The sequence below is a fragment of the Cupriavidus sp. YR651 genome (genome assembly GCF_900101625.1).
Lineage (GTDB): Bacteria > Pseudomonadota > Gammaproteobacteria > Burkholderiales > Burkholderiaceae > Cupriavidus.
In genome coordinates, this window is sequence record NZ_FMYZ01000020.1 from 1 (window position 1) to 21349 (window position 21349).

22 protein-coding genes are annotated in these 21349 nt (G+C 66.4%); 16 read left to right on the forward strand and 6 right to left on the reverse strand.

Translation table 11 applies throughout. The features are described 5' to 3' along the window. Nucleotides 1-465 precede the first annotated feature (465 nt). Nucleotides 466-1524 (forward strand): fimbrial protein, encoded by a 1059-nt coding sequence (locus BLR29_RS32730; RefSeq protein WP_218132730.1) that lies wholly within the window; start codon nt 466-468, stop codon nt 1522-1524. Between the two features lie 188 nt (nt 1525-1712). Here BLR29_RS32730 and BLR29_RS29290 read toward each other — a convergent pair whose 3' ends face one another. Continuing rightward, the gene (locus tag BLR29_RS29290) at nt 1713-2465 is read right to left on the reverse strand and encodes a hypothetical protein (RefSeq protein WP_092142804.1); all 753 of its coding nucleotides are present in this window, start codon (nt 2463-2465) and stop codon (nt 1713-1715) included. Nucleotides 2466-2554: 89 nt separating this feature from the next. Next, complete coding sequence (locus BLR29_RS29295; protein ID WP_092142807.1) at nt 2555-3886, reverse strand: MFS transporter; 1332 nt, start codon at nt 3884-3886, stop codon at nt 2555-2557. 111 nt (nt 3887-3997) lie between these two features. Between BLR29_RS29295 and BLR29_RS29300 the strand changes: the two genes are divergently transcribed. Further along, the gene (locus BLR29_RS29300) at nt 3998-5026 is read left to right on the forward strand and encodes a LysR substrate-binding domain-containing protein (protein ID WP_092142810.1); all 1029 of its coding nucleotides are present in this window, start codon (nt 3998-4000) and stop codon (nt 5024-5026) included. Between the two features lie 27 nt (nt 5027-5053). Here BLR29_RS29300 and BLR29_RS29305 read toward each other — a convergent pair whose 3' ends face one another. Next, the gene (locus BLR29_RS29305; RefSeq protein WP_092142813.1) at nt 5054-5419 is read right to left on the reverse strand and encodes a glycine zipper domain-containing protein; all 366 of its coding nucleotides are present in this window, start codon (nt 5417-5419) and stop codon (nt 5054-5056) included. Between the two features lie 363 nt (nt 5420-5782). Between BLR29_RS29305 and BLR29_RS33065 the strand changes: the two genes are divergently transcribed. Then, nucleotides 5783-5917, forward strand: a complete 135-nt coding sequence (locus BLR29_RS33065) for a hypothetical protein (RefSeq protein ID WP_255371500.1) — start codon at nt 5783-5785, stop codon at nt 5915-5917. A 198-nt stretch (nt 5918-6115) separates the two neighbouring features. On the opposite strand, the gene BLR29_RS29310 is transcribed toward BLR29_RS33065, so the two are convergent. Further along, nucleotides 6116-6340 carry a hypothetical protein gene (locus tag BLR29_RS29310; RefSeq protein WP_092142816.1) on the reverse strand — a complete coding sequence of 75 codons (225 nt, stop codon included), beginning with the start codon at nt 6338-6340 and terminating at the stop codon, nt 6116-6118. Nucleotides 6341-6570: 230 nt separating this feature from the next. Between BLR29_RS29310 and BLR29_RS29315 the strand changes: the two genes are divergently transcribed. Next, complete coding sequence (locus BLR29_RS29315) at nt 6571-6960, forward strand: hypothetical protein (protein WP_092142819.1); 390 nt, start codon at nt 6571-6573, stop codon at nt 6958-6960. Between the two features lie 89 nt (nt 6961-7049). Here BLR29_RS29315 and BLR29_RS29320 read toward each other — a convergent pair whose 3' ends face one another. Further along, nucleotides 7050-8057, reverse strand: coding sequence for a Bug family tripartite tricarboxylate transporter substrate binding protein (locus BLR29_RS29320; RefSeq protein ID WP_092142954.1), 1008 nt, complete (start codon nt 8055-8057; stop codon nt 7050-7052). A gap of 182 nt (nt 8058-8239) precedes the next feature. Next, nucleotides 8240-9334: a porin gene (locus BLR29_RS29325; RefSeq protein WP_092142822.1), complete on the reverse strand. Its 1095-nt coding sequence runs from the start codon at nt 9332-9334 to the stop codon at nt 8240-8242. Between the two features lie 496 nt (nt 9335-9830). Here BLR29_RS29325 and BLR29_RS29330 point away from each other — a divergent pair, with 496 nt between their 5' ends. The 12 genes from BLR29_RS29330 (at nt 9831) to BLR29_RS29385 (ending at nt 21340) form a co-directional block, all read left to right on the forward strand. Next, nucleotides 9831-10727, forward strand: a complete 897-nt coding sequence (locus tag BLR29_RS29330) for an alpha/beta fold hydrolase (protein ID WP_092142825.1) — start codon at nt 9831-9833, stop codon at nt 10725-10727. Nucleotides 10728-10971: 244 nt separating this feature from the next. Continuing rightward, complete coding sequence (locus BLR29_RS29335) at nt 10972-11277, forward strand: recombinase-like helix-turn-helix domain-containing protein (protein ID WP_369804735.1); 306 nt, start codon at nt 10972-10974, stop codon at nt 11275-11277. Nucleotides 11278-11310: 33 nt separating this feature from the next. Beyond that, nucleotides 11311-12363: an aromatic ring-hydroxylating dioxygenase subunit alpha gene (locus BLR29_RS29340; protein ID WP_092142831.1), complete on the forward strand. Its 1053-nt coding sequence runs from the start codon at nt 11311-11313 to the stop codon at nt 12361-12363. After that, a complete protein-coding gene (locus BLR29_RS29345) occupies nt 12356-13126 on the forward strand; it encodes an SDR family oxidoreductase (protein ID WP_092142834.1) in 771 nt (256 codons plus the stop codon). The genes BLR29_RS29340 and BLR29_RS29345 overlap by 8 nt, the downstream gene beginning before the upstream one ends. 18 nt (nt 13127-13144) lie before the next feature. Further along, nucleotides 13145-13681 (forward strand): cupin domain-containing protein, encoded by a 537-nt coding sequence (locus BLR29_RS29350; protein ID WP_092142837.1) that lies wholly within the window; start codon nt 13145-13147, stop codon nt 13679-13681. Between the two features lie 27 nt (nt 13682-13708). Next, nucleotides 13709-14539 (forward strand): IclR family transcriptional regulator, encoded by an 831-nt coding sequence (locus tag BLR29_RS29355; RefSeq protein ID WP_092142840.1) that lies wholly within the window; start codon nt 13709-13711, stop codon nt 14537-14539. Between the two features lie 14 nt (nt 14540-14553). Further along, a complete protein-coding gene (locus BLR29_RS29360; RefSeq protein ID WP_092142843.1) occupies nt 14554-15357 on the forward strand; it encodes an SDR family oxidoreductase in 804 nt (267 codons plus the stop codon). Then, complete coding sequence (locus tag BLR29_RS29365) at nt 15350-17047, forward strand: thiamine pyrophosphate-binding protein (protein WP_092142846.1); 1698 nt, start codon at nt 15350-15352, stop codon at nt 17045-17047. Before BLR29_RS29360 ends, BLR29_RS29365 begins: the two co-directional genes overlap by 8 nt. Before the next feature lie 12 nt (nt 17048-17059). Then, nucleotides 17060-17866, forward strand: coding sequence for an aspartate dehydrogenase (locus BLR29_RS29370; protein WP_092142849.1), 807 nt, complete (start codon nt 17060-17062; stop codon nt 17864-17866). A 14-nt stretch (nt 17867-17880) separates the two neighbouring features. After that, nucleotides 17881-19359 (forward strand): aldehyde dehydrogenase, encoded by a 1479-nt coding sequence (locus tag BLR29_RS29375; protein ID WP_092142852.1) that lies wholly within the window; start codon nt 17881-17883, stop codon nt 19357-19359. Nucleotides 19360-19393: 34 nt separating this feature from the next. Next, nucleotides 19394-20359, forward strand: a complete 966-nt coding sequence (locus BLR29_RS29380; RefSeq protein ID WP_369804736.1) for a VOC family protein — start codon at nt 19394-19396, stop codon at nt 20357-20359. A gap of 24 nt (nt 20360-20383) precedes the next feature. Then, entirely contained in the window at nt 20384-21340 is a 957-nt protein-coding gene (locus tag BLR29_RS29385; RefSeq protein ID WP_092142855.1) for a PDR/VanB family oxidoreductase, read from the forward strand. Nucleotides 21341-21349: the final 9 nt, after the last annotated feature.

The window sequence follows — 21349 nt, forward strand, 5'->3', positions numbered from 1 at the left end:
CGTTGAAGGTGTCGCTGGGCAACAAGCCGGAAGACGCCTGCACGCTGAACTACGCGCTGCCGCCGACGGTGAAGGGTTCCGCATCGGCATTCACCGCCGTTGAGGGTGAATGTGTTCGATAAGCAGGATGGGGGAAACGATGATGAAACCCGACCTTTGGCAGTCGAATCCGGTCACGCGCCGCAGTGATTCTCTGACTACCAGCCCCCGTTATGCCGTTCGCGGCACCCCCAGGCTGACAGCCCATTGTGAATGGCAGGGGGCCTCGGAATTTAGGAATAGTCCTATGTATTGTGCCCGTGCCGATTTCTACATTACAGACATCAGAAAAACGGCCTCCTCCCAAATGACGTTGGACTGGGGCCGAGCGATGGGCTACGCGCTGCCGCAGACCGACAACGATTCCTCATCGCCATTCGCCAGTTGATGGTGAATGTGTTCGATAACCAGATTAGAGAAACGATTATGAAACCCGACCTTGGAAGGCTATTGAGATGGCTTGTGCATGATGTGGCGAAAAAGGCCATGCGCTCAAACTTCAAAAATCTCGTCGCCCTGCTCTTCGCTAGTTGCGTCTGCACTATCTCTTTGCCTGTTTTTGCTCAGTCTTGCCGTACTGTTGAGGGTGGCAACTATAATGTTTCAGTTGGGAGTCAGGCTATTCCGCGCGATGCTGCGGTAGGCAGTGTCGTGATCCCACGGACTCCTTATCTACCGCGGTACCACGAAGTCTGCGATGCTAGCAATGACCATAATGCCTTATTTTTCTTCACTGTGGATTCGGCTCCTGTTCCGGGGTTCACCGATGTGTACCCAACAAATATTGCTGGTCTGGGTATCAGGTATCTGGTCGCAAATGGATGCGATTACAATACACCCGTCACGGCAATCACCAGCCTAGGTTTTCAGATGACGTGCGAGATTGTAGACATCGGCCCCGACACCGTCGGCAGTCTCATCACAACCATCACTGAGTTTATCAAGACAGGTCCAATTTCCCCCGGAACGCTAACGACGGTACCGCGAGTCAAGGTGGAATATGCCTTTACCGATCGGCCGGCGAGATCTGAAATCACTCCTTTCTTCAGTGGAAGCGCGACGGGTACGATCAGCACCAACGCGTGCGCTACCCCTAACATTACCGTCGACATGGGCTCGCACAAGAGCACTGAGATGTCAGGGATCGGCACATCGACGTCGTCGACCAATTTCAACATTGCCTTGAACAACTGCCCCGCCGATATCACGGCCATCAAGTATCAAATCGATGCCGTCACGTCAGTCCTGGATGCCGCTAATGCAGTGGTAGCGCTGGATGGCAGTTCCTCAGCGAAAGGGGTGGGTGTACAGCTCTTGAATAACGCGGGCAATGTGCAGACGCTGGGTGTGGAAAATACCCTGGCCGGCGTCAACGGTGCCAGCTCCTACACCATCCCGTTGCGCGCACGCTACCGTCAGACGGAGGGCTCTGTGAGAGGAGGCACCGCCAACAGTTCGATGACATTCAGCATCTTGTATCCGTGATCCCGGTTGACATGCATATAAAGGGAGGCGTTCTGCCACGGCACGCCTCACAGCGATGGCAAGCGCAAACATAAAGGGCCGAGTCCCGCAGCAATGCAGGACTCGGCCCTTTCCTTTTTTGCCTGACCGAATAGCGATTTGTCGCTTCGCGGCCAGCGTGGTCGGCGCTAACCGACGCCAACCGTCGCTTACTGCGCGGCAGTAACCGGCGTACCCGCCACCGGTTGCACCGGGGCCTTCAGGTTTTCCATGAAGAACGCGCCCCGCAGCCGGGAAGTGGCGCTGCGCGTGCTTTCTGTGACGGCGCGCATCAGGTTCTCGTACTCCGGTGCCTGGTCCCACTCGCCCAGTGCGGCGGTGTTGATCTCCACGCGCTCATACCATTCCAGCCGGTTGCTGGACAAGTTGACCAGCTGACCCGTCAGCGCCACATGGCCGACCGGCGCGCCCTGCGGCAGGAAGCCGTAGTAGTAGTAGCGCACGGTGCCCAGCTCGCGCGGCGTGAGCAGCAGCAGGCGGTCGGCATTGTATTGCTTGGCCAGCGCACGATAGTCGCGCAGGGCGATGCCCTCGCCGGAGCCCTCGGTGAACTTGGGCAGCGCTTCCGCATCCAGTGGCTTGTCGATCATCACCACCTTGATCTGGCGCGATTCCAGGCCCGTGCCGAATGCCTTGCCGAGGTCGCTGATCATCGAGAAATCCTGCTTTTGCAGGCGCTCGACGATGGCCGCGGCGTTGGCCTTGTTGATCACGATGTCCAGCAGCCCCTGCTGGCCAAGCATGATCTGCGTCGGCTCAGGCAGCTTTTCCACGGCGACGGCAATGGTGGTGGTCTTGTTTTCGAACAGCGCGCTGGATGCCGGAATCGGCTTCTGTACCACTGCGCAGCCCGCAAGCGTGCTCAATGCCAGCAACAAGCCGGCCAGACGGATACGACCCATGACTTCTCCCTTTTCTGAGTTGGGGTTGAATAATCTCGGGACGTATAACGTCGGGAAGTCACCACATTTGAGCCCACTTCAGAGGGGGGCTATCGCGCCATGGCGCGCTGTGGTGACGGAAATAGCGGCCACGCCAGCATCGCCACCATGGCCGTCGTCGCCCACACCACCGGCCACGACGTCAGCGCCAGCCAGTGCGGCAGGCACAGTGGCGTGAGGAAGTAGCCGAAGAAGACCGCCGTGTTGGCCATGCCCGGCGCGGTGCCGGCGCGGTCGGCGCCCGCCATCGCGGCCAGCTCGGCATACGCCACGCCGTGCCACGCGGAGACACAGACGCCGGCCACGGCAAGGATCACGGGCAGGGCCAGACTCCACGCACTGCCGCCGGCGATCGCGCCGCTGCCGTGCACGCAGGCGGCCAGCACCAGGAAAGCGGCGACTGTCACGACCGTGCAGGCGCGCAGGTATTGCCGGCGATTGCCGTGACGGTCGGTCCAGCGTCCGCTCCAGACCCGCATCGCCATCGCACCGCCCTGTACGGTGGCCATCGTCGCCGTGATGGCGCCAAGTCCGGCGTGGGCAAAATCGTGCAGGAACACCGAGGCGAATGTCAGCACCGCGAACTGCGGCACGCAGAGGATGCCGATGGCCGCCACGATGCGCCAGATCCGCAGGCGCCGCAGCGGATTGGGGGTGGCGGCGGTCGGGGTGGCGTGGACGGTGACATCATCCATCTCCGCACCTCCGACGTTCGCATCCAGATTCGCACCATGAGTCACCCTCTCAGGCGGCGGCTCATGCAGCCATCGCCAGGTCAGCAACGCGGACGCGCCGCATAGCAACGCCACCCAGCCATAGACCCACGCAAAGCCGGCCGTCGATGCGAGCCACGGCAGCGTGAGCGCGCCGATGCCGCCGCCCAGCGGGACGGCGGTTTGCCGGATGCTCATCGCCAGGCCGCGCTCACCCTCGTGGAACCAGCGCATCACCGCCCGCCCGCTGGCCCCGTTCACGCTGCCGCCGAACAGGCCGACGGCGGCCATCGCCGCCATCAGCCATGCCAGCGGCGGAAGATGGCCAGACTCCGGCGCCAGCCATAGCGCCATCGCCAGCAGCGCGGCACCGGTCGCCGCGAGTCCGCCCAACAGGACGGGACGGTCGCCCCAGCGGTCAGCCGCCACGCCCCAGGGCAACTCGGATAGCGCGATACCAAAGCCGAGTGCGCCCAGTGCCAGCCCCAGGCCGGCGTTGTCGAGCTGGTAGTCGCCACGCAGCCAGACCGCCGTGGTGGGAATGCCGCCGGCCGCCGCCATGACGCTGGCGTTGGCGGCCACGCCAACCCCCAGCACTTTCCAGCGATGCGCGGGGCCGAAGTGCCGTGGGATCGACGCGGGGGAGGAAACAAGGATTTGCGAGGCCATGATTGACAGGTGCTCCGGAAAGCCGATTGACCGGACCCAGTCTGTCACCGAGAATTCGTCCTGAATATCAGAAAATATTTCGCTAACCGTTCGATAAAACAGGATGATGCGATGTCGCGGACCAATTTCGACATGGCAGCCTTGCGCAGCCTGCTGGCCGGCATGGAGTTGGGCAGCTTTGCCCGCGCAGCCGATCGCGTCGGCCGATCCACATCGGCCATCAGCGCCCAGATCCGCAAGCTGGAAGAGCAGGCCGGCACGCCGCTGTTCCGCAAGTCGGGGCGCGGACTGGCGCTGACGGCGGCGGGCGAGGCGATGCTTGGCTACGCACGCCGTCTGGTGGACCTGAACGACGAGGCCGCCGTGGCGATACGCGGCGTGGATCTGGCCGGCGGCATCCGGCTGGGGTTGCAGGAGGAATTCGGCGAGGGGCTGCTACCCGAGGTGCTCGGCCGATTCGCACGCGCGCATCCGAAAATCCGCATCGAAGCGGTGGTGTCGCGCAATGCCGACCTGTTGGCGCGTATCGACGCCGGCCGCTGCGACCTCGCGCTGGTCTGGGCCAACGTCCACCAGTCGCCAGACTCGCGAGAAGCGGGGCGAGGGGGCAGGGCGGACGCGCGCTACGGCGCGGACGATGGGGCTGACGATGAGTCGGACTATCGGGCGGACCACCGGGCGGAACCTGGCAACCTCGCGGAGGCTGGCTACGCGATGGGCCACCGCATGGCCGAGCCCATCGACGAGCCGCCGATGTGCTGGGTGGGTTCCGCAAGCGTGCCGTGGCAGTACACGCCTGGCGAGCCGTTGCCGCTGGTCGCCTTCGACCGTCCGTGCCAGTTTCACGCCGCCGCCACCGCCGCGCTCGACCGCGCCGGCATTCCATGGCGCGTCACGTTTTCCAGCCCGAATCTGGGCGGCCTCTGGGCCGCTGCCGCAGCCGGGCTGGGGCTCACGGTGCGTTCGCGCTACGGGCTGCCGGCGAATGTGCGCGAGCTGCCGACCGCCGAGACTGGCTTGCCGACGTTGCCGTCGCTCTCGTTGGTGATGGTGCGCGCCGCGGCCACGATGCCGCCGGAAGTCGAGCGTCTGGCGGCGATCCTGCTGTCGGCAATCCGCGATGCCAGGCAGGACGCGTGAGAGGTGCGCTTCATTCTGAAACAACCGCTAATCGCCGTTGTAGCTGCGTCGCCCCGGACGGCACAGCAGCGCGCCAAGCAACACACCCAGGCCCAATGCCATGCCGAGCGCGCGCATGGGTTCCTTGTGCACGTACTCGGTCACGCACTCCTGGCACTGCTCCATGCTGTGACATACCGACGACTTGATCGACGCCAGCGTATCGGAGCCGCGTTCGGCCTTGGCGAGAAAGGTCTTCTTGGCCGTGCTGACGGCCTCCCCGGTCAGGCTGGGCAGTTGGGCGAGCAGATCGTCGAGATCCTTCGCCAACTGATCGGCGTCGGCACGCAGGTTCGACCTGGCTGCCGCAGCGGCGGCATCCTTGTCTTCCGGGTTGGGGTCGTTCGGGTCCATGGCGTCTCCGGTGAGGGTGGGCGTGAAGTCATCAAGGGGCAAGGCCTCTCACCCCTGCGCATCTTCCGTACCAGCGTGCCGCCGCGACGGGTTGCCATAGTTGTCGCGGCGATGGAGGCGGGCATGCGCGTCCTCCATGATAGAAACGCGTCCGCAACTTACCGGTGCTTGTAATTAGTTTGACTAGTTGGGCGGGCGTCGGGTGGCCATCAGGAAACGTGCTGAAGTGTCGTTTACCTGACATCCCAACAAGAAAATGTCGTGCCGATGAATCCGCTTCGCATTTCCGTCCTGGCATGCGCCGTCGCACTGACTGCCTGCTCCACCTAGGGCACCGGCGACGACGACGCGGAGCGCTCGATAATGGGTCAGCTGAGGAGCCTGGTCGGCCGACCGACCTGCGGCATCGCCGTCCAGGACGAAACCGACGGCGGCGCGCCCGTCGAAGTCGAGCGTACGCGGCCCAAGCAGAAGAGCTTTGCGTGCATCAGGTTCTGATACCGTCGTCAGCTGTTTTCGCGAACTATCTTCGCCAACTGCCTTCGCCACTGACATCAACGTCATTGATGTAGTCGTCAGCCTGCCCCGGTGCCCGCGACCATCGGGATACAGCGGGGCATGGCGGGGCACGGCGGAGCGCCATCACCCGCTCACCCTCTCACCTGCCCACCCACTCACCCACGCGCAGGCCGCGCGCTAGCGATGCGCGGACGTGTCGCTGAGGATGTCCTCGATCTGGCCCCTGACCAGGCACAGCAGGCAGAACGCGTTAAACGAGGTTTCGGACGTCTCGCTCTGTCGCTCCAGTAACTCCAGCACACCGTCGATGCCGGCGAGCACGGTATGGGCGTCCTCGGCGGTGACCAGGCATGTGTCATGGTGTGGATGGGCCGGGTCGCGGGTTTGGGTCAGTACGGGCATGGTCTTCCTTTCGGGTCGGGTCGGGTCGGGTCGGGTCGGCGTCGCCGGTCGCCGGCGAGTGCGCCAAGTGTTGCCCGTGACCCGTATCCCGTCGATAAGACGATTCGCATTTTGCGCGCGCACGTCATGCGTTGTTGTGTCCCATCGCCTTCGATCACCACCCGTCGCCTCCCTTCACTCTTCCCGGCACCTATACTCCACTCGCCGCTCCCGAGCAGAAAGGCATTGCCATGACCTCGCCGCCCGTCCCGCAGGACCCGCCACCGACGCCACCGCCGCCCTCAACGCCAGCAAAGCCGCCCGCGCCGCAGCTCGTTCCCTCCGGCTACCGGCAGGGCATCATCACGGCCATCACCGTGCTGCTCGGGTTCTCGCTGGCGTTCTGGCGCTTCTGGGGGCTGGAGACGCCGGGGCACTGGGGTGTCCGTGCTGTCTTCGCCGCGGCCTCGCTGCTGGTCGCGGTCGTCCTGCAGATCGTGGCCCTGTTCCGGGCGCTGCGAATCGAGGATGACGAAGTGGGCGAATACCGCAGGACCGTCCGCTGCTTTATCGCCTCGGCAGTCGCCTTGCTGATCGGACTGGCCGGCGCGATGGTGGACGCGGCGTTCGGGGAGCCGTGAGGCCGCAGCCATAAAAAAGCCCCGGCGACGACGTTGCCGGGGCTGCCAGGACTACCGTTGATTTCGGCGCCGGAAGATAAAAGCAGCGCCTAGTCGGCCTGGATACCAAATTCCTTCACAAGCTTCGTATAGCGCGCGGTGTCCGCGGCAATCAGCTTCTGGAGCACGGCGGGTTCGCCGCCGACTGGGGTCACCGCGATGGTGGCCATCTTGGCGACCACGTCGGGCTGCTTCAGGATGTCGTTGATATGGCCGTTGAGCGTGCGGACGATGTCGGCCGGCAGGTTCTTCGGGCCCATCAGCGCCTGCCACGCGCCGATCTCCACATCCTTGTAGCCCAGCTCGCCCAGCGTCGGCACGTTCGGCGCGAACGGGGAGCGCTTCTGGTCCGCCACGGCCAGCGGCACCAGGCTGCCATTGCCCACGTATTGCGCCACGGCGCCATAGGTCACGTAGGTCATCGGCACCTGGCCGCCCAGCACGTCGACGATGGCAGGCGCCGTGCCGCGGTACGGCACCTGCGAGAGCTTCACGCTGGCGGACTTGTTGAACATCTCGCCCATGATGTGCATTGGCGATCCATTGCCCGGCGTGGCATACGTCTCCAGCTTGCCAGCCTTGGCGCGCGCCACCAGGTCGCTCATCTTCGCGATGCCGCTGTTCTTGTTCACCACCACGAACAGCGATTGCGTACCGAGCTGCGCGATCGGCGTGAAATCGTTCTGCACGTCGTAGTTGGCGCCGGTGCCGGCCTTCAGCACCAGTGGTGCGATGGACACGGTGTTGGGCGCCACCAGCAGCGTGTAGCCGTCGGCCGCCGCGCGGGCCACGTAGGCGCTGCCGATGGTGCCGGCCGCGCCCGTACGGTTTTCCACGACGACGGATTGCTTGAGCCGCGTGCCGAGCTTCTCGGCCATCAGGCGAGCCAGCACGTCGGTGTCGCCGCCGGCCGGGTAGGCCACGACGATGGTGATCGGCTTGTTGGGGTAGCTACCCTGGGCCATCGCGGGCAGGGCAGCAAGCAGCGCGGTGGCGCCGAGGGTCGCGCCGATGGCGGCGAGCAGGTTGCAGCCGGGTCGGTTGCAGCGGACAGTCATCATGATCGAAACACCTCTGGTCAGGTCTCGCGCCAGTCAGGGGACAAGTCGTCCGCCGCGCAAGAAGGGTACGGGGAAGCGGTATGGGGAAGCGGTGCTGTGCCGGCGTTCCCGTGGGGGCACTCGGCGCACGTGTCGCCGGGCAGAGGAAAGCTGCCCGGCGCCGCGCGTATCCGTCGGGCTTAGAAGATGTGCTTGATGCCCATCATGGCGCCAAACTGCTGGCCACCCGGCTTCGGGTTGGCACCGGCCTGCGCGCCGCTGACCGACATCGCCAGCGTGCCGTCGTTGTTGATGTAGCCGGCCGTGGCATAGACGGCCGTGCGCTTGCTGAAGTTGTACATGCCGCGCACGGCGTAGAGCATCGCCTTGTTGTCGCTGTTCTGGTAGTTCAGGTAGTAGACCTGCCCGGCCAGCGTGAAGGCGGGCGTGATGTCGTACGCGGCGCCGATGTAGTACAGCTCGGACAACGGCGTCACGCTGCCCTGGTTCTCGCGACGGATCACGCCGGCGCCGAGCTTGGTCTTGTTCAGCAGGACGTAGCCGGACAGCGACGCGCGGTCATCGCGCAGGCTGCTGCTGGTCAGGCCGCCGAACGCGCCCGGGCCGCCGCGCTGCGAGTCATACGCCGCCGTGACGCCCCACCATTTCTGGTCCCAGCCGATCATGGCCGACCACTCGCGGCACTGGCTCTTGTCGGCAGGATTCTCGCCGCCGCAGTTGGTGCCCGAGGGGCTCGGGCCGCCGTTGGCGTTGTCCCGGCCGAAGCTGTACGTGGCGCCCAGCGTCAGGCCGCCGAACGTGCCCTTGTAGGCGATGGAATTGTCGGCGCGCGTGTTGGGCAGGTAGCTGTCCAGCGATCCCGAGCCGAAGGCGTTCGGGCCCAGGATGTCCGGATCGAGCGTGGCCCAGAACAGCATGGTGTACTGGCGGCCGAAGGAGATCTGCCCCCACTGGTTGGACAAGCCGACCAGCGCCTGACGGCCGAACAGGCGACCGCCCTGGTTGGGGGTGCCGGAATCCGGCGCAAAGCCCGACTCCAGCACGAAGATGCTCTTGAGCCCGCCGCCGAGGTCCTCGGTGCCACGCAGGCCCCAACGCGAAGGCACGGTGCCGGTCAGGGTGTTCATGCGGACGACGCCGTGTCCGCCCGCGCCAACGTTGCTCACATATTCCACACCCGTATCCACCACGCCATACAGGGTGACGGACGACTGGGCTGAGGCCAGCAGGGGCGCGGCGGCCAGCAGGCCAGCCGCATACTTTCCGATGTTCATCTACCGTTTCCTTCTCTCGTTTTTTCGTGGGCTCTTTTCGCGTTTCCGCTGCCGGCCGCGGTATGGGGGGCTGCCGACGTTGTGTTTCATTAGTAAAACAATGAACTACATAAGAAACGTTCAGCGAAATATAGTCACGAGATCGAGTGGCGTAGATAAGGGTGATCCCTAGTGAGGTCTTGTCACGACGACGCGGTGCGGCATGGGTGCCACTCGCGAGAGGGGAATGGCTGCACAAGAAAGCGGAGCGGCGCGCACCGGGTCGGCGCACGGCATGTTGCGGCGGCAAGTGGCGATTGTCGTGAGGGCGATGCGCGACGCGGCTTTCGGGGCGCGGGCCGGTTGCGCCTGGGTTGTGCCTCGCGATGGGGCGTCGAATCCGTCCGGTGCGGCGCTGCGATCCGGCGCATTCGTCGTCCATGTTTACCCTGATCCCACAGCCAAACCATCACGGCCTATAGTCGAAGGGTTTTATTTGCAAACATGAGTTTCATATATGGAACATAACGCGTCCCATCGAGCACTTGCGCCCGGAGCAGACCTGCTGGCCGCCCTCGACAGCCATTTCGCCGAACGCGCCGTGATGGTCGGCCATGACGGCGCCCGCCTGACCTGTCGCATCGGCGGGACCCGGGGGCCGGTCATCGTCCTGCTTCATGGCATCAGTTCCGGCGCGGCATCGTGGCTGCCCTGCGCAAGCCTGCTCGCGGCCCACGCGCGCGTCATTGCCTGGGACGCTCCCGGCTACGGGCAGTCGACGCCATTGCCGATGCCCGCGCCAACCGCGCGCGACTACGCGGCGAGGCTTGGGCAGTTGCTCGCCGCGCTGCAGGTGAAGCCTGACCTGATCGTCGGCCATTCACTGGGTGCGCTGATGGCAGCCGCCTATGCGGCGCAAGCGACACACGCGACGCACGCGGCGCCGGCGACGCTGCCGAATCGCTTCCTGCTATTGAGCCCGGCGCTCGGCTACGGCGCGCCGGGCAAGGAGGAGAAATCGCGCGAGGTGGCCGGGCAGCGCCTGCGCGCACTGGAAACCCTCGGCGTCGATGGCCTGGCCCAGCGCGGTCCCGCGCGGCTGCTGAGCGCCGCGGCCACGTCCGACGCCCAGGCGTGGGTGCGCTGGAATATGCAGCGCCTCAATCCCGACGGCTATCGCCAGGCCGTGGCGCTGCTTTGTGGCGACGACATCGGGCAATACCTCGCCAGCGCCGCACGGCCGGTCGAGGTGGGCTGCGGCGCGCATGACGTCGTGACCACGCCCGCCGCCTCCGCCGCGCTTGCGGAGCGCTTCGGCCTGCCATTCCACCTGATCCCCGATGCCGGCCACGCCTGCTACATCGAGCAGCCGCAGTCCGTGGCCCGGCTGATCCGCGCCACGCTGCAAGCCTAGTTTTCTTCTCATTCGGCGCGCCGGCCCCTTGCGGCCGTGTGCCGCGTCGCTGGCACCGGCCGAACAAGCGGCCATTCTTCGCCAGAACGGCGGGTTAACCCCAGTCAATTTTTGAAGCGTCGTTGTCTATAGTCGTACCTGTGTTCAATATTTAAACTCGTGTTTCACAGGTAAAACAAAACCAGCGAACGCGAACGGATTGAGCCAGCCGTCCCCAACAAGCAAAGCCATGGAGCAAAGCGCAATGGAAAGCCTCTCGTACAACCCGAACCTGGTGCCGTGGGAGCGCCCCGCGCCGAACAACGTAGCGGGCAAGGGCCAGATCGAGCAGCCGGGCAAGGTCGTCAACATCGTCTGGCAAACGCGCGCCGCCGCGCCCACCGCTTACGAGGACGCCCTGGGCGACGCGCTGGAGTCCGCCTTCGAAGGTGGCGCCAGGACCCCCGAAGACATCGTCCGCGCCTTCAACCACGCTGGCTTCCTGGCCGCCGACGGCCAGGGCTGGACCGAGGAACGCTTCCTCGCCGAAATCCATCGACTGGGCGCCTGAGCCCCCATCCCAGAGCCGCAGCGAGACAAGCAAATGGAATCGAACAAGCAAGCACGCGCCGAAGCGCGCCTGAACACCGGCCTGCGTAACTACTGGTACCCGGTGGCCGCCTCGTGGCAGGTCACCCACGCGCCCATCGGCATCACGCGCCTTTCCCAGAACATCGTGGTGTGGCGTGACAACGCCGGCGCGCTGCACGCGCTGGAAGACCGCTGCCCGCACCGTGGCGCCCGTCTGTCGATGGGCTGGAACCTGGGCGACCGCGTCGCCTGCTGGTATCACGGCGTGGAAGTGGGCGGCGACGGCCAGGTCAAGAGCGTGCCGGCCGTCGACAACTGCCCGCTGGAAGGCCGCACCTGCGTGCGCAGCTATCCGGTGGAAGAAAAGGCCGGCGCCATCTTCCTGTGGTTCGGCGACCGTGCGCCGACCGAAGCCGACGCGCTGCGCCTGCCCGAAGAACTGGCGTCCGACGAGCACAGCCACTTCCTGTGCGTGGCGCACTGGGACTGCAACTACCGCTACGCGATCGACAACGTCATGGACCCGATGCACGGCGCCTACCTGCATGCGGTGTCGCACTCGATGGCCAGCGGCGAAAAGTCCGCCGTGATGCAGGTCGTGGAAACCGATCATGGACTGGTCTTCGAAAAGACCGGCCAGCGCGGCGTGAATTTCGACTGGGTGGAGTTCGGCGAAACCGGCACGCTGTGGCTGCGCCTGTCGATCCCCTATCGCGACAAGGTCGGCCCCGGCGGTCCGTTCGGCATCGTCGGCATGGCCACGCCGGTCGATGAAGAGCACTGCCTGGTGTTCTTCTGGCGTACCCGCCACGTCCAGGGCTGGGAGCGCGATGTGTGGCGCTTCCTGTATCGCAACCGCCTGGAAGGCCTGCACTGGGACGTGCTGGAGCAAGACCGCGTGGTGCTGGAATCGATGGCGCCGAACGCGCGCGATCACGAAATGCTCTACGCGCACGATGCCGGCATCACGCGCGTGCGCCGTCTGCTGAAGCGCCGCGCCGACGCCGAAGTGGCCGACGAACCGGTGGCGATGCTGCAACCGGCTGGAGTGGCAAGCCATGCTTGATCACGTCCCCGCCAACCTGCTGGCCGGCCGCAAGGTGCTGGTGACCGGCGCCGCGCGCGGACTGGGTCTGGCCTTTGCCACCGCGATTGCCGAAGCCGGCGGCGCCGTGGCGATGGCCGACATCCTCGGCGACCGCGTGCGCGAATCCGCCGCCGCATTGCAAGCCCGTGGTTTCACGGCCGTGCCGCTCACGCTGGACCTGATCGATCCGGCTTCCGTCCAGGCCTGCGCCGCGGCGGCCGTGGAAGCGCTCGGCGGTCTCGACGGCCTGGTCAACAACGGCGCCGTGACCGATTCCGGCGGCCGCGATGCCACCGCGCTCGACGTCGCCACGTGGGACCGCGTGATGAACGTCAACGTGCGCGGCACCTGGCTGATGACCGCCGCCTGCACGCCGGCCCTGCGCGCCAGCGGCCGGGGCGCCGTCATCAACCTGGCCTCGGACACGCCGCTGTGGGGCGCGCCTAACCTGCTGGCCTACGTCGCCAGCAAGAGCGCCATCATCGGCATGACGCGGTCGCTGGCCCGCGAGCTTGGCGATGCGCAAGTCACGGTCAATGCGGTGGCGCCGGGCCTGACGCTGGTGGAAGCCACGGAATACGTGCCGCAACACCGGCACGACCTGTATCGCAACCAGCGCGCCATCGCGCGCGAGCAAGTCCCCGACGACGTCTGCGGCGCCGTGCTGTTCGCGCTGTCCGACCTTTCCCGATTCGTGACCGGCCAGACGCTGGCGGTCAACGGCGGCTTTGTCATGCACTGAAACGAAGGAAATCACCAAATGAGCGATATGTCGCAACAGCAAAACATCAAGCGCAGCTGGGAACAACCGGATGGCGCTTCGTTCGATCAATGGATGGAATCCCGCGTCGCGCGGTTCAGCACGCGCCGCTATGACTGGGACGCCCTGAAGTTCCAGGCCGACTACGACCCCAAGTACCGCCGCGCGCAGATGCGCTACCTCGGCACGGGCGGCACGGGCGTGGCCGCCGACACCAACACGGTGCCGTCGGAAAACTTCACGTTCTCGACGATGATCATCCCGGCCGGGCATGAAGGCCCGTCGCACCTGCACACCGATGTGGAAGAAGTCTTCTTCGTCCTGCGCGGCAAGATCAAGCTGATCCTGGAAAAGGACGGCGAGCGCTTCGAGACCATCCTGACGGACCGCGACCTGGTGTCCGTGCCCCCGGGCGTGTATCGCGAGGAAATCAACATCGGCGAGGAAGACGCGCTGATGTGCGTGATGCTGGGCGCCAAGAAGCCCATCACGCCGACGTACCCGCCCGAGCACCCGCTCACCCAGGTCAAGCGCTGATCCGCGCCGTCAGTCGAGCATCGAGCCATGAGCACCCAACCCCTCTCCGCCGAAATCCAGGACAAGTACATCGTCCCGGGGCTGGAACGCGGCCTGCGCCTGCTGGGCGAGTTCAGCGCGCGTGACCGCGTGCTGTCCGCGGCGGACCTGGCGCGCCGGCTGAGCGTGCCCCGTTCCACGGTGTTCCGCCTGCTGGCCACGCTGGAAGCCACCGGCTACGTGGAGCGCGCAGATGGCGGCCGCGAATACCGGCTGGGCCTGGCGGTGCTGCGGCTCGGGTTCGACTACCTGGCGTCGCTGGAGCTGACGGAGCTGGGCGGACCGCTGCTGAACAAACTGCGCGACGACATCGAGTACCCGTGCAACCTCGTGGTGCGCGATGGCCGGTCGGTGGTGTACGTGGCCAAGTCGGCGGCGTCGCGCCCGTTCGCCAGCAACGTCAACGTCGGCACCCGCCTGCCGGCGCACGCCACCGTGCTGGGCCGCGTGCTGCTGGAAGACCTGTCGCTGGCGCAATTGCGCGACATCTATCCGGAGCCGCAGCTGCAGGTCTATTCGGACAGCACGCCGCGCACCGCGGAGGCGCTGTTCGACATGGTGCAGCAGGACCGCCAGCGCGGCTACGTGCTGCACGAGGGCTTCTTCGAAGCCAGTATCTCCACCATCGCGGCACCGGTGCGCGACCGCACGGGCAAGGTGACGGCGGCGCTGGGCGCCACCATCCCGGCTTCGCGGATCGACCCGGACCAGCTGGGCCTGATGGTGGAGAAAGTCAGGGGCACCGCAGGCGAGCTGTCGCGCCTGCTCGACTACCGGCCACATCGGCACGGCAAGGTCGTTTCATTGAATCGCGAGTGAGGGGAGTGAGGACGATGTCCATGATTGAACTCGACGGCAAGGTAGCCGTCGTGACCGGCGGGTCCTCCGGCATCGGGCTGGCGACCGTCGAGTTGCTGCTGGAAGCCGGCGCGGCCGTGGCCATGTGTGGCCGCGACGAAGCGCGCCTGCGCAGCGCCGAAGCCGATCTGCGCAAGCGCTTTGCCGGATGCCGCCTCCATGCGGCCACCTGCAACGTGCTCGATCCGCAGCAGGTCAACGCCTTTGCCGCCGACGTGGCGCGCGAACTGGGGCCGGTGGACATGCTGGTGAACAACGCCGGCCAGGGCCGCGTCTCGACGTTCGCCAATACCGAGGACGCCGCCTGGGTGGAAGAACTCCAGCTCAAGTTCTTCTCCGTGATTCATCCGACGCGCGCCTTCCTGCCGCAACTGGAGCAGTCATCGCAGGGCGCCATCGTCTGCGTGAACTCGCTGCTGGCCACGCAGCCGGAGCCGCATATGGTGGCGACCTCCGCCGCGCGCGCCGGCGTGCACAACCTGGTGCGATCGCTGGCCACCGAATTCGCGCCGCGCGGCGTTCGCGTCAACGGCATCCTGATCGGACTGGTGGAATCGGGCCAGTGGCGTCGCCGCTTCGAGGCGCGCCCCGAAGAGGATCGCCATCTGGACTGGGGCGCGTGGACCGCGCGCCTGGCCCGTCAGAAAAACATTCAACTCGGCCGTCTCGGCCTGCCGCAGGAAGCCGCACGCGCCATCCTGTTCCTTGCCTCGCCGTTGTCTTCGTACACCACGGGCAGCCACATCGATATTTCCGGAGGACTCTCCCGTCATGCGTAACGAGCAACAACAAGTCACCGTGGGCTGCGCCATTGCTGCCTTCCTCGAGCAATGCGGCGTCAAGGCCGCGTTCGGCGTGATCTCGATCCACAACATGCCCATCCTTGACGCGATGGGCGAACGCGGCAAGATCCGCTTTGTGCCGGCACGCGGCGAAGCGGGCGGCACCAACATGGCCGACGCCTATGCCCGCACCACGGGTGGCCTGGGCGTCTGCCTGACCTCCACGGGCACCGCCGCCGGCAACGCCGCCGGCGCGATGGTGGAAGCGCTGACCGCCGGTACGCCGATGCTGCATATCACGGGCCAGATCGAAACGCCGTACCTGGACCAGAGCCTCGCCTACATCCACGAAGCGCCGGACCAGCTGACGATGCTGAAGGCCGTGTCGAAGGCCGCGTTCCGCATCCGCAGCGCCGATACCGCGCTGTCGACGATCAAGCTGGCTGTGCAGACCGCGCTGACGGCGCCCACGGGCCCGGTCAGCGTCGAGATTCCCATCGACATCCAGGCCGCGCTGATCCCCATGCCGACCGACCTGCAGCCGCTGCCGGTGGCGCAGCACCAGCCGTCCGCGCACGCGCTGGATGCGCTGGCCGAGCACCTGGCGCGCGCCAAGCGGCCGATGCTGTGGCTGGGCGGTGGCGCGCGTCATGCCACCAGGCAGGTGAAGCGCCTGCTGGACCTGGGCTTCGGTGTGGTGACGTCGACGCAGGGCCGCGGCATCGTGCCGGAGGACGATCCCCGCTCGCTGGGCGCCTACAACCTGCACAAGCCGGTCGAGACCTTCTACCAGACCTGCGACGCGATGCTGGTGGTTGGCTCGCGCCTGCGCGGCAATGAAACGCTGAAGTACGAACTGAAGCTGCCGCGCCCGCTGCTGCGCATCGACGCCGATCCCGCATCGGAAGGCCGCTGCTACCAGAGCGATTACTTCGTGAGCGGTGACGCCGCGCTGGCGCTGGACGGGCTGGCCGATCGCCTGGAAGGCCGCATGCAGATCGACGCCGGCTTCGCCGCCGACCTGCGCCGTGCGCATGACGTGGCCGTGGGCGCGCTGGTCGATGGCCTGGGCCCGTACAGCACGCTGGTGCAGGCGCTGCAACAGGCCGTGGGCCGCAACTTCAATTGGGTGCGCGACGTGACCGTATCCAACAGCACCTGGGGCAACCGCCACCTGCAGATCTTCGATTCGCGTGCCGGCGTGCACGCGCTGGGCGGCGGCATCGGCCAGGGCCTTGCCATGGGCATCGGCGCGGCAGTGGGCGCGGCGGCCACGGTATCGGGCAAGAAGACCTTCACGCTGGCCGGCGACGGCGGCTTCATCCTGAACCTGGGTGAACTGGCCACCGCCGTGCAGGAGCGTGCCGACATGGTCATCGTGCTGATGAACGACAAGGGCTATGGCGTGATCAAGAACATCCAGGACGCGCAATACGGCGGCCGCCGCCACTACGTGGACCTGCATACGCCGGACTACGCGCAGCTCTGCCAGTCGCTGGCGCTGCGTCACCGTCGCGTGAGCAACCTGGCCGACATCGGCGCCGCGCTGGAAGACGCCACCGTAGAGCCGGGTCCGTTCATGCTGGAGATCGACATGCTGTCGATCGGCACTTTCAAAACCGTGTTTGCCGGCCCGCCGGTCAACAAGCAGGCACCCATCGCCAGCCCGGCGACGGCCGCTGCCTGAGGAGAAACGTCCATGCTGCATGTGTCCATGGTGGGTTGCGGGGCGATTGGCCGCGGCGTGCTGGAACTGCTCAAGTCCGATCCGGACGTCGTGTTCGACGTCGTGATCGTGCCGGAGGGCACGCAGGACGAGGCGCGTGGCGCACTGTCCGCGCTGGCCCCCAACGTCCGCGTGGCGACGGGCCTGGCCGATGGCGACCGGCGCCCCGATCTGCTGGTCGAGTGCGCGGGCCACCACGCGCTGGAAGAGCACATCGTTCCGGCGCTGGAGCGCGGCATCCCCTGCATGGTGGTGTCCGTGGGCGCGTTGTCCGAGCCCGGGCTGGCCGAGCGCCTCGAGGCGGCGGCCCGTCGCGGCAACACGCAGGTGCAGCTGCTGTCGGGCGCCATCGGTGCCATCGACGCGCTGGCCGCGGCCCGCGTGGGCGGCCTGGACGAAGTCATCTACACCGGCCGCAAGCCGGCCCGCGCCTGGCTCGGCACGCCAGCCGCCCAGCTGTTCGACCTCGACGCGCTGACCGAGCCGACGGTGATCTTCGAAGGCACCGCGCGCGACGCGGCGCGCCTGTATCCGAAGAACGCCAACGTCGCGGCCACGGTGTCGCTGGCCGGGCTGGGCCTGGACCGTACCTCGGTCCGGCTGCTGGCCGACCCGGCCGCGGTGGAAAACGTCCATCACGTGGAAGCACGCGGCGCGTTTGGCGGCTTTGAGCTGACCATGCGCGGCAAGCCGCTTGCGGCCAATCCCAAGACGTCCGCGCTGACCGTGTTCAGCGTGGTGCGCGCCCTCGGCAACCGCGCTCACGCGGTGTCGATCTGAAGCGAGCCTGACTCATGACGACGCAACACCCCCTCCCGATCTGCATCGCCGGCGAATGGCGCCTGGGTGCGGGCGACCGCTACGCCACGCGCTATCCCGCCACCGGCGAGGTCGTGGCCGAACTGAACGCGGCCAGCCTCGACGATGTGGAAGAGGCCGTGCAGGGCGCGCATCGCGCCTTCCTGACCAGCGGCTGGGCCCAGCGCAAGCCGCACGAGCGCGCCGCCGTGCTGTATCGCGTGGCCGAACTGATCCGCGCACGCGCCGAGCCCCTGGCCCAGCGCCAGCGCCTGGACAACGGCAAGCCGATCAGCGAAACCCGCGCACTGGTGGCCAGCGCCGCCGGCACGTTCCAGTATTTCGCGGCGGCGTGCGAGACGCTGGAAGAATCCATCACGCCGCAGCGCGGCGACTGCCTGACGATGAGCGTCTACGAGCCGATGGGCGTCGTGGCGGCCATCACGCCGTGGAATTCGCCGATCGCCAGCGAGGCGCAGAAGATGGCGCCGGCGCTGGCCGCCGGCAACGCCGTGGTCGTCAAGCCGGCGGAAGTCACGCCGCTGATGGCGCTGGAACTGGCCGCGATCTGCGAGGAAGCCGGCGTGCCGAAGGGCCTGATCAGCGTGCTGCCCGGCAAGGGCTCGGTGATCGGGGACGCCATCACCAGGCATCCGCTGGTGCGTCGCGTGTCGTTCACGGGCGGCACCACCACGGGCAAGCACATTGCCCACATCGCCGCCGACAAGATGATGCCGGTGTCGCTGGAGCTTGGTGGCAAGTCGCCGACGATGGTGTTTGACGATGCCGACCTCGATCACGCGGTCAATGGCGTGCTGTACGGCATCTTCAGTTCGTCGGGCGAATCGTGCATCGCGGGTTCGCGCCTGTTCGTGGCGCGCTCGCAGTACGAGCCGTTCATCGACCGCCTGGCCGCCGCTGCCGCAAAACTGCGTGTGGGCGATCCGGCCGACGAGCGCACCCAGATGGGGCCGCTGATTACCGACCGGCATCGCGACAGCATCGAATCGTACGTGGCGATGGGCGTCGCGGACGGCGGCCAGCTGCGCACCGGTGGCCTGCGCCCCGAGGTGGCGGGCCTGCCCAACGGCTACTTCTACACGCCGACGATCATCGAGGGGCTCGATAACGACGACCGCATCTGCCAGGAGGAAATCTTCGGGCCGGTGCTGGTGGCGATGCCGTTCGACGACGAGGACGACCTGATCGAGCAGGCCAACGACAGCGTGTACGCGCTGGCGGCCGGCATCTGGACGCGCGACTACAAGCGCGCATGGCGGGTGGCACGGTCCGTGCAAGCCGGCAACGTGTGGATCAACACCTACAAGCAATTTTCCATCGCGACGCCGTTCGGCGGATGGCGCGACAGCGGCCTGGGCCGCGAGAAGGGACGACTGGGCATCCTGCAGTACATGGAGCAGAAGAGCGTGTACTGGGGACTGAACGAACAACCGCTGCCGTGGGCCGCTAACTGAGCCCGTTGCAAACGGCATGACGGAGACTGGAATCATGAAGGTATTGGGAATCGATGAAATCGTGTACGGCGCGGACGACTTCGACGCGTGTCGCGGCTTCTTCAGCGACTGGGGCCTGACCGTCAGGCGCGATGACGCCGAGGGGCTGGACTTCGAGACGCTGAACGGCTGCCGCGTACTGGTGCGCAAGATCGGCGACGCGTCGCTGGCGCCGGCCATCGAGGATGGCCCGACGCTGCGCGAAGTGGTGTGGGGTGTGGACAACCAGGCGTCGCTGCACGCCATCCGCGACGCCATCGGCAACGAGCCGACGTTCGTATCGCTGGAAAACGGTGCCCGCATCGGCTGCACCGATCCGAACGGGCTGGCCGTGCGCTTCCAGGTCTCGGCGAAGCACGATGTGCAGGTCGAATGCGCGGTGATGAATACGTGGAACGACAAGCCGCGCCTGAACCAGCGCAGCCCGATCTACGAACGCGCCACGCCGATCGAAGTGGGCCACGTGGTGTTCTTCGTGAAGGACGTCAAGGCAACCGAGCGCTTCTACGTGGAGAAGTTCGGCTTCGTGCCGTCGGACCGCTACCCGGATCGCGGCGCGTTCCTGCGCTGCGCCGCCGAAGGCGGGCACCACGACCTGTTCCTGCTGCAACTGCCGCAACCCCGGAGCGGGCTGAACCACGTGGCATTCACCGTGCGCGATATCCACGAGGTGTTCGGCGGCGGCATGCACATGTCGCGCACCGGCTGGGATACGCAGCTCGGTCCGGGCCGGCACCCGATTTCCTCGGCGTACTTCTGGTACTTCAAGAATCCGGCCGGTGGCCTGATCGAGTACTACGCCGACGAAGACCAGCTCGACGCCCACTGGGAGCCGCGCGCATTTGAACCGGGTCCGACCATGTTCGCCGAATGGGCGATCGAGGGCGGGATCGATGGCAATACCCGCCGGCAGAAGAACGCCGGTGGTCCGGGGCGCAAGTTCCTGACGGAAAAGCGTTGAAGCCGTATTAAGAAGGAAGCCGTCATGAGTGCCAGCCAATCCCTGACGATGCGCGTGCAGGCCATGCGCTTTGAAGCGCGCGGTGTCGTCAGCATCGAATTGCAAGATCCCACCGGCGCGGTGCTGCCCGAGTTCAGCCCGGGCGCGCACATCGACCTGCACCTGGCCAACGGCCTGGTGCGCAGCTACTCGCTGTGCGGCGCGCCGGAAGCGCGCGACCGCTACACCGTGGGCGTGCTGCTGGACCGCAACAGCCGCGGGGGCTCGCGCTTCGTGCACGAGCAGTTGCGCGTGGGCACCACGCTGACCGTGGCCGCGCCGCGCAATCACTTCGCGCTGGAGGAAGATGCCGCGCATACCGTGCTGGTGGCCGGCGGCATCGGCGTCACGCCGATCGTCTGCATGGCGCGCCGGCTGGCCGAGCGCGGCCGCGGCTTCACGCTGCTGTACTGCGCCCGCTCGCGCTCGGAAGCCGCCTTCGTGGAGGAACTCTCGGCCTATGGCGATGCGGTGCGTTTCCACTTCGACGATGAAGCCGGCGCGCCGCCGGACCTCAAGGCCTTGCTGGCCGGGCAGGATGCCGATACGCATTTCTATTGCTGCGGCCCCGGCCCGATGCTGAACGCGTTCGAGGCCGCGTGCGAAGCCAACGGCTACGCCAACGTCCACATCGAGCGCTTTGCCGCCGACCCCGGCACGGAAGCCGTGCAGGAAGGCGAATACAGCGTCACGCTGCAGCGCACCGGCAAGCTTGTGCACGTGCCCGCCGGCAAGTCGCTGCTGGATGCGCTGCTGGAATCGGGCGTGCAGATGGAATATAGCTGCCGCGAAGGCGTGTGCGGGTCTTGCGAGACGGCCGTGCTCGACGGTTGTCCGGACCACCGCGACAGCGTGCTGAGCAACAGCGAGCGCGCATCGAACAAGACCATGATGGTCTGTGTATCCGGCTGCAAGGGCCAGCGCCTGGTGCTGGATCTCTGATTTCCCCCT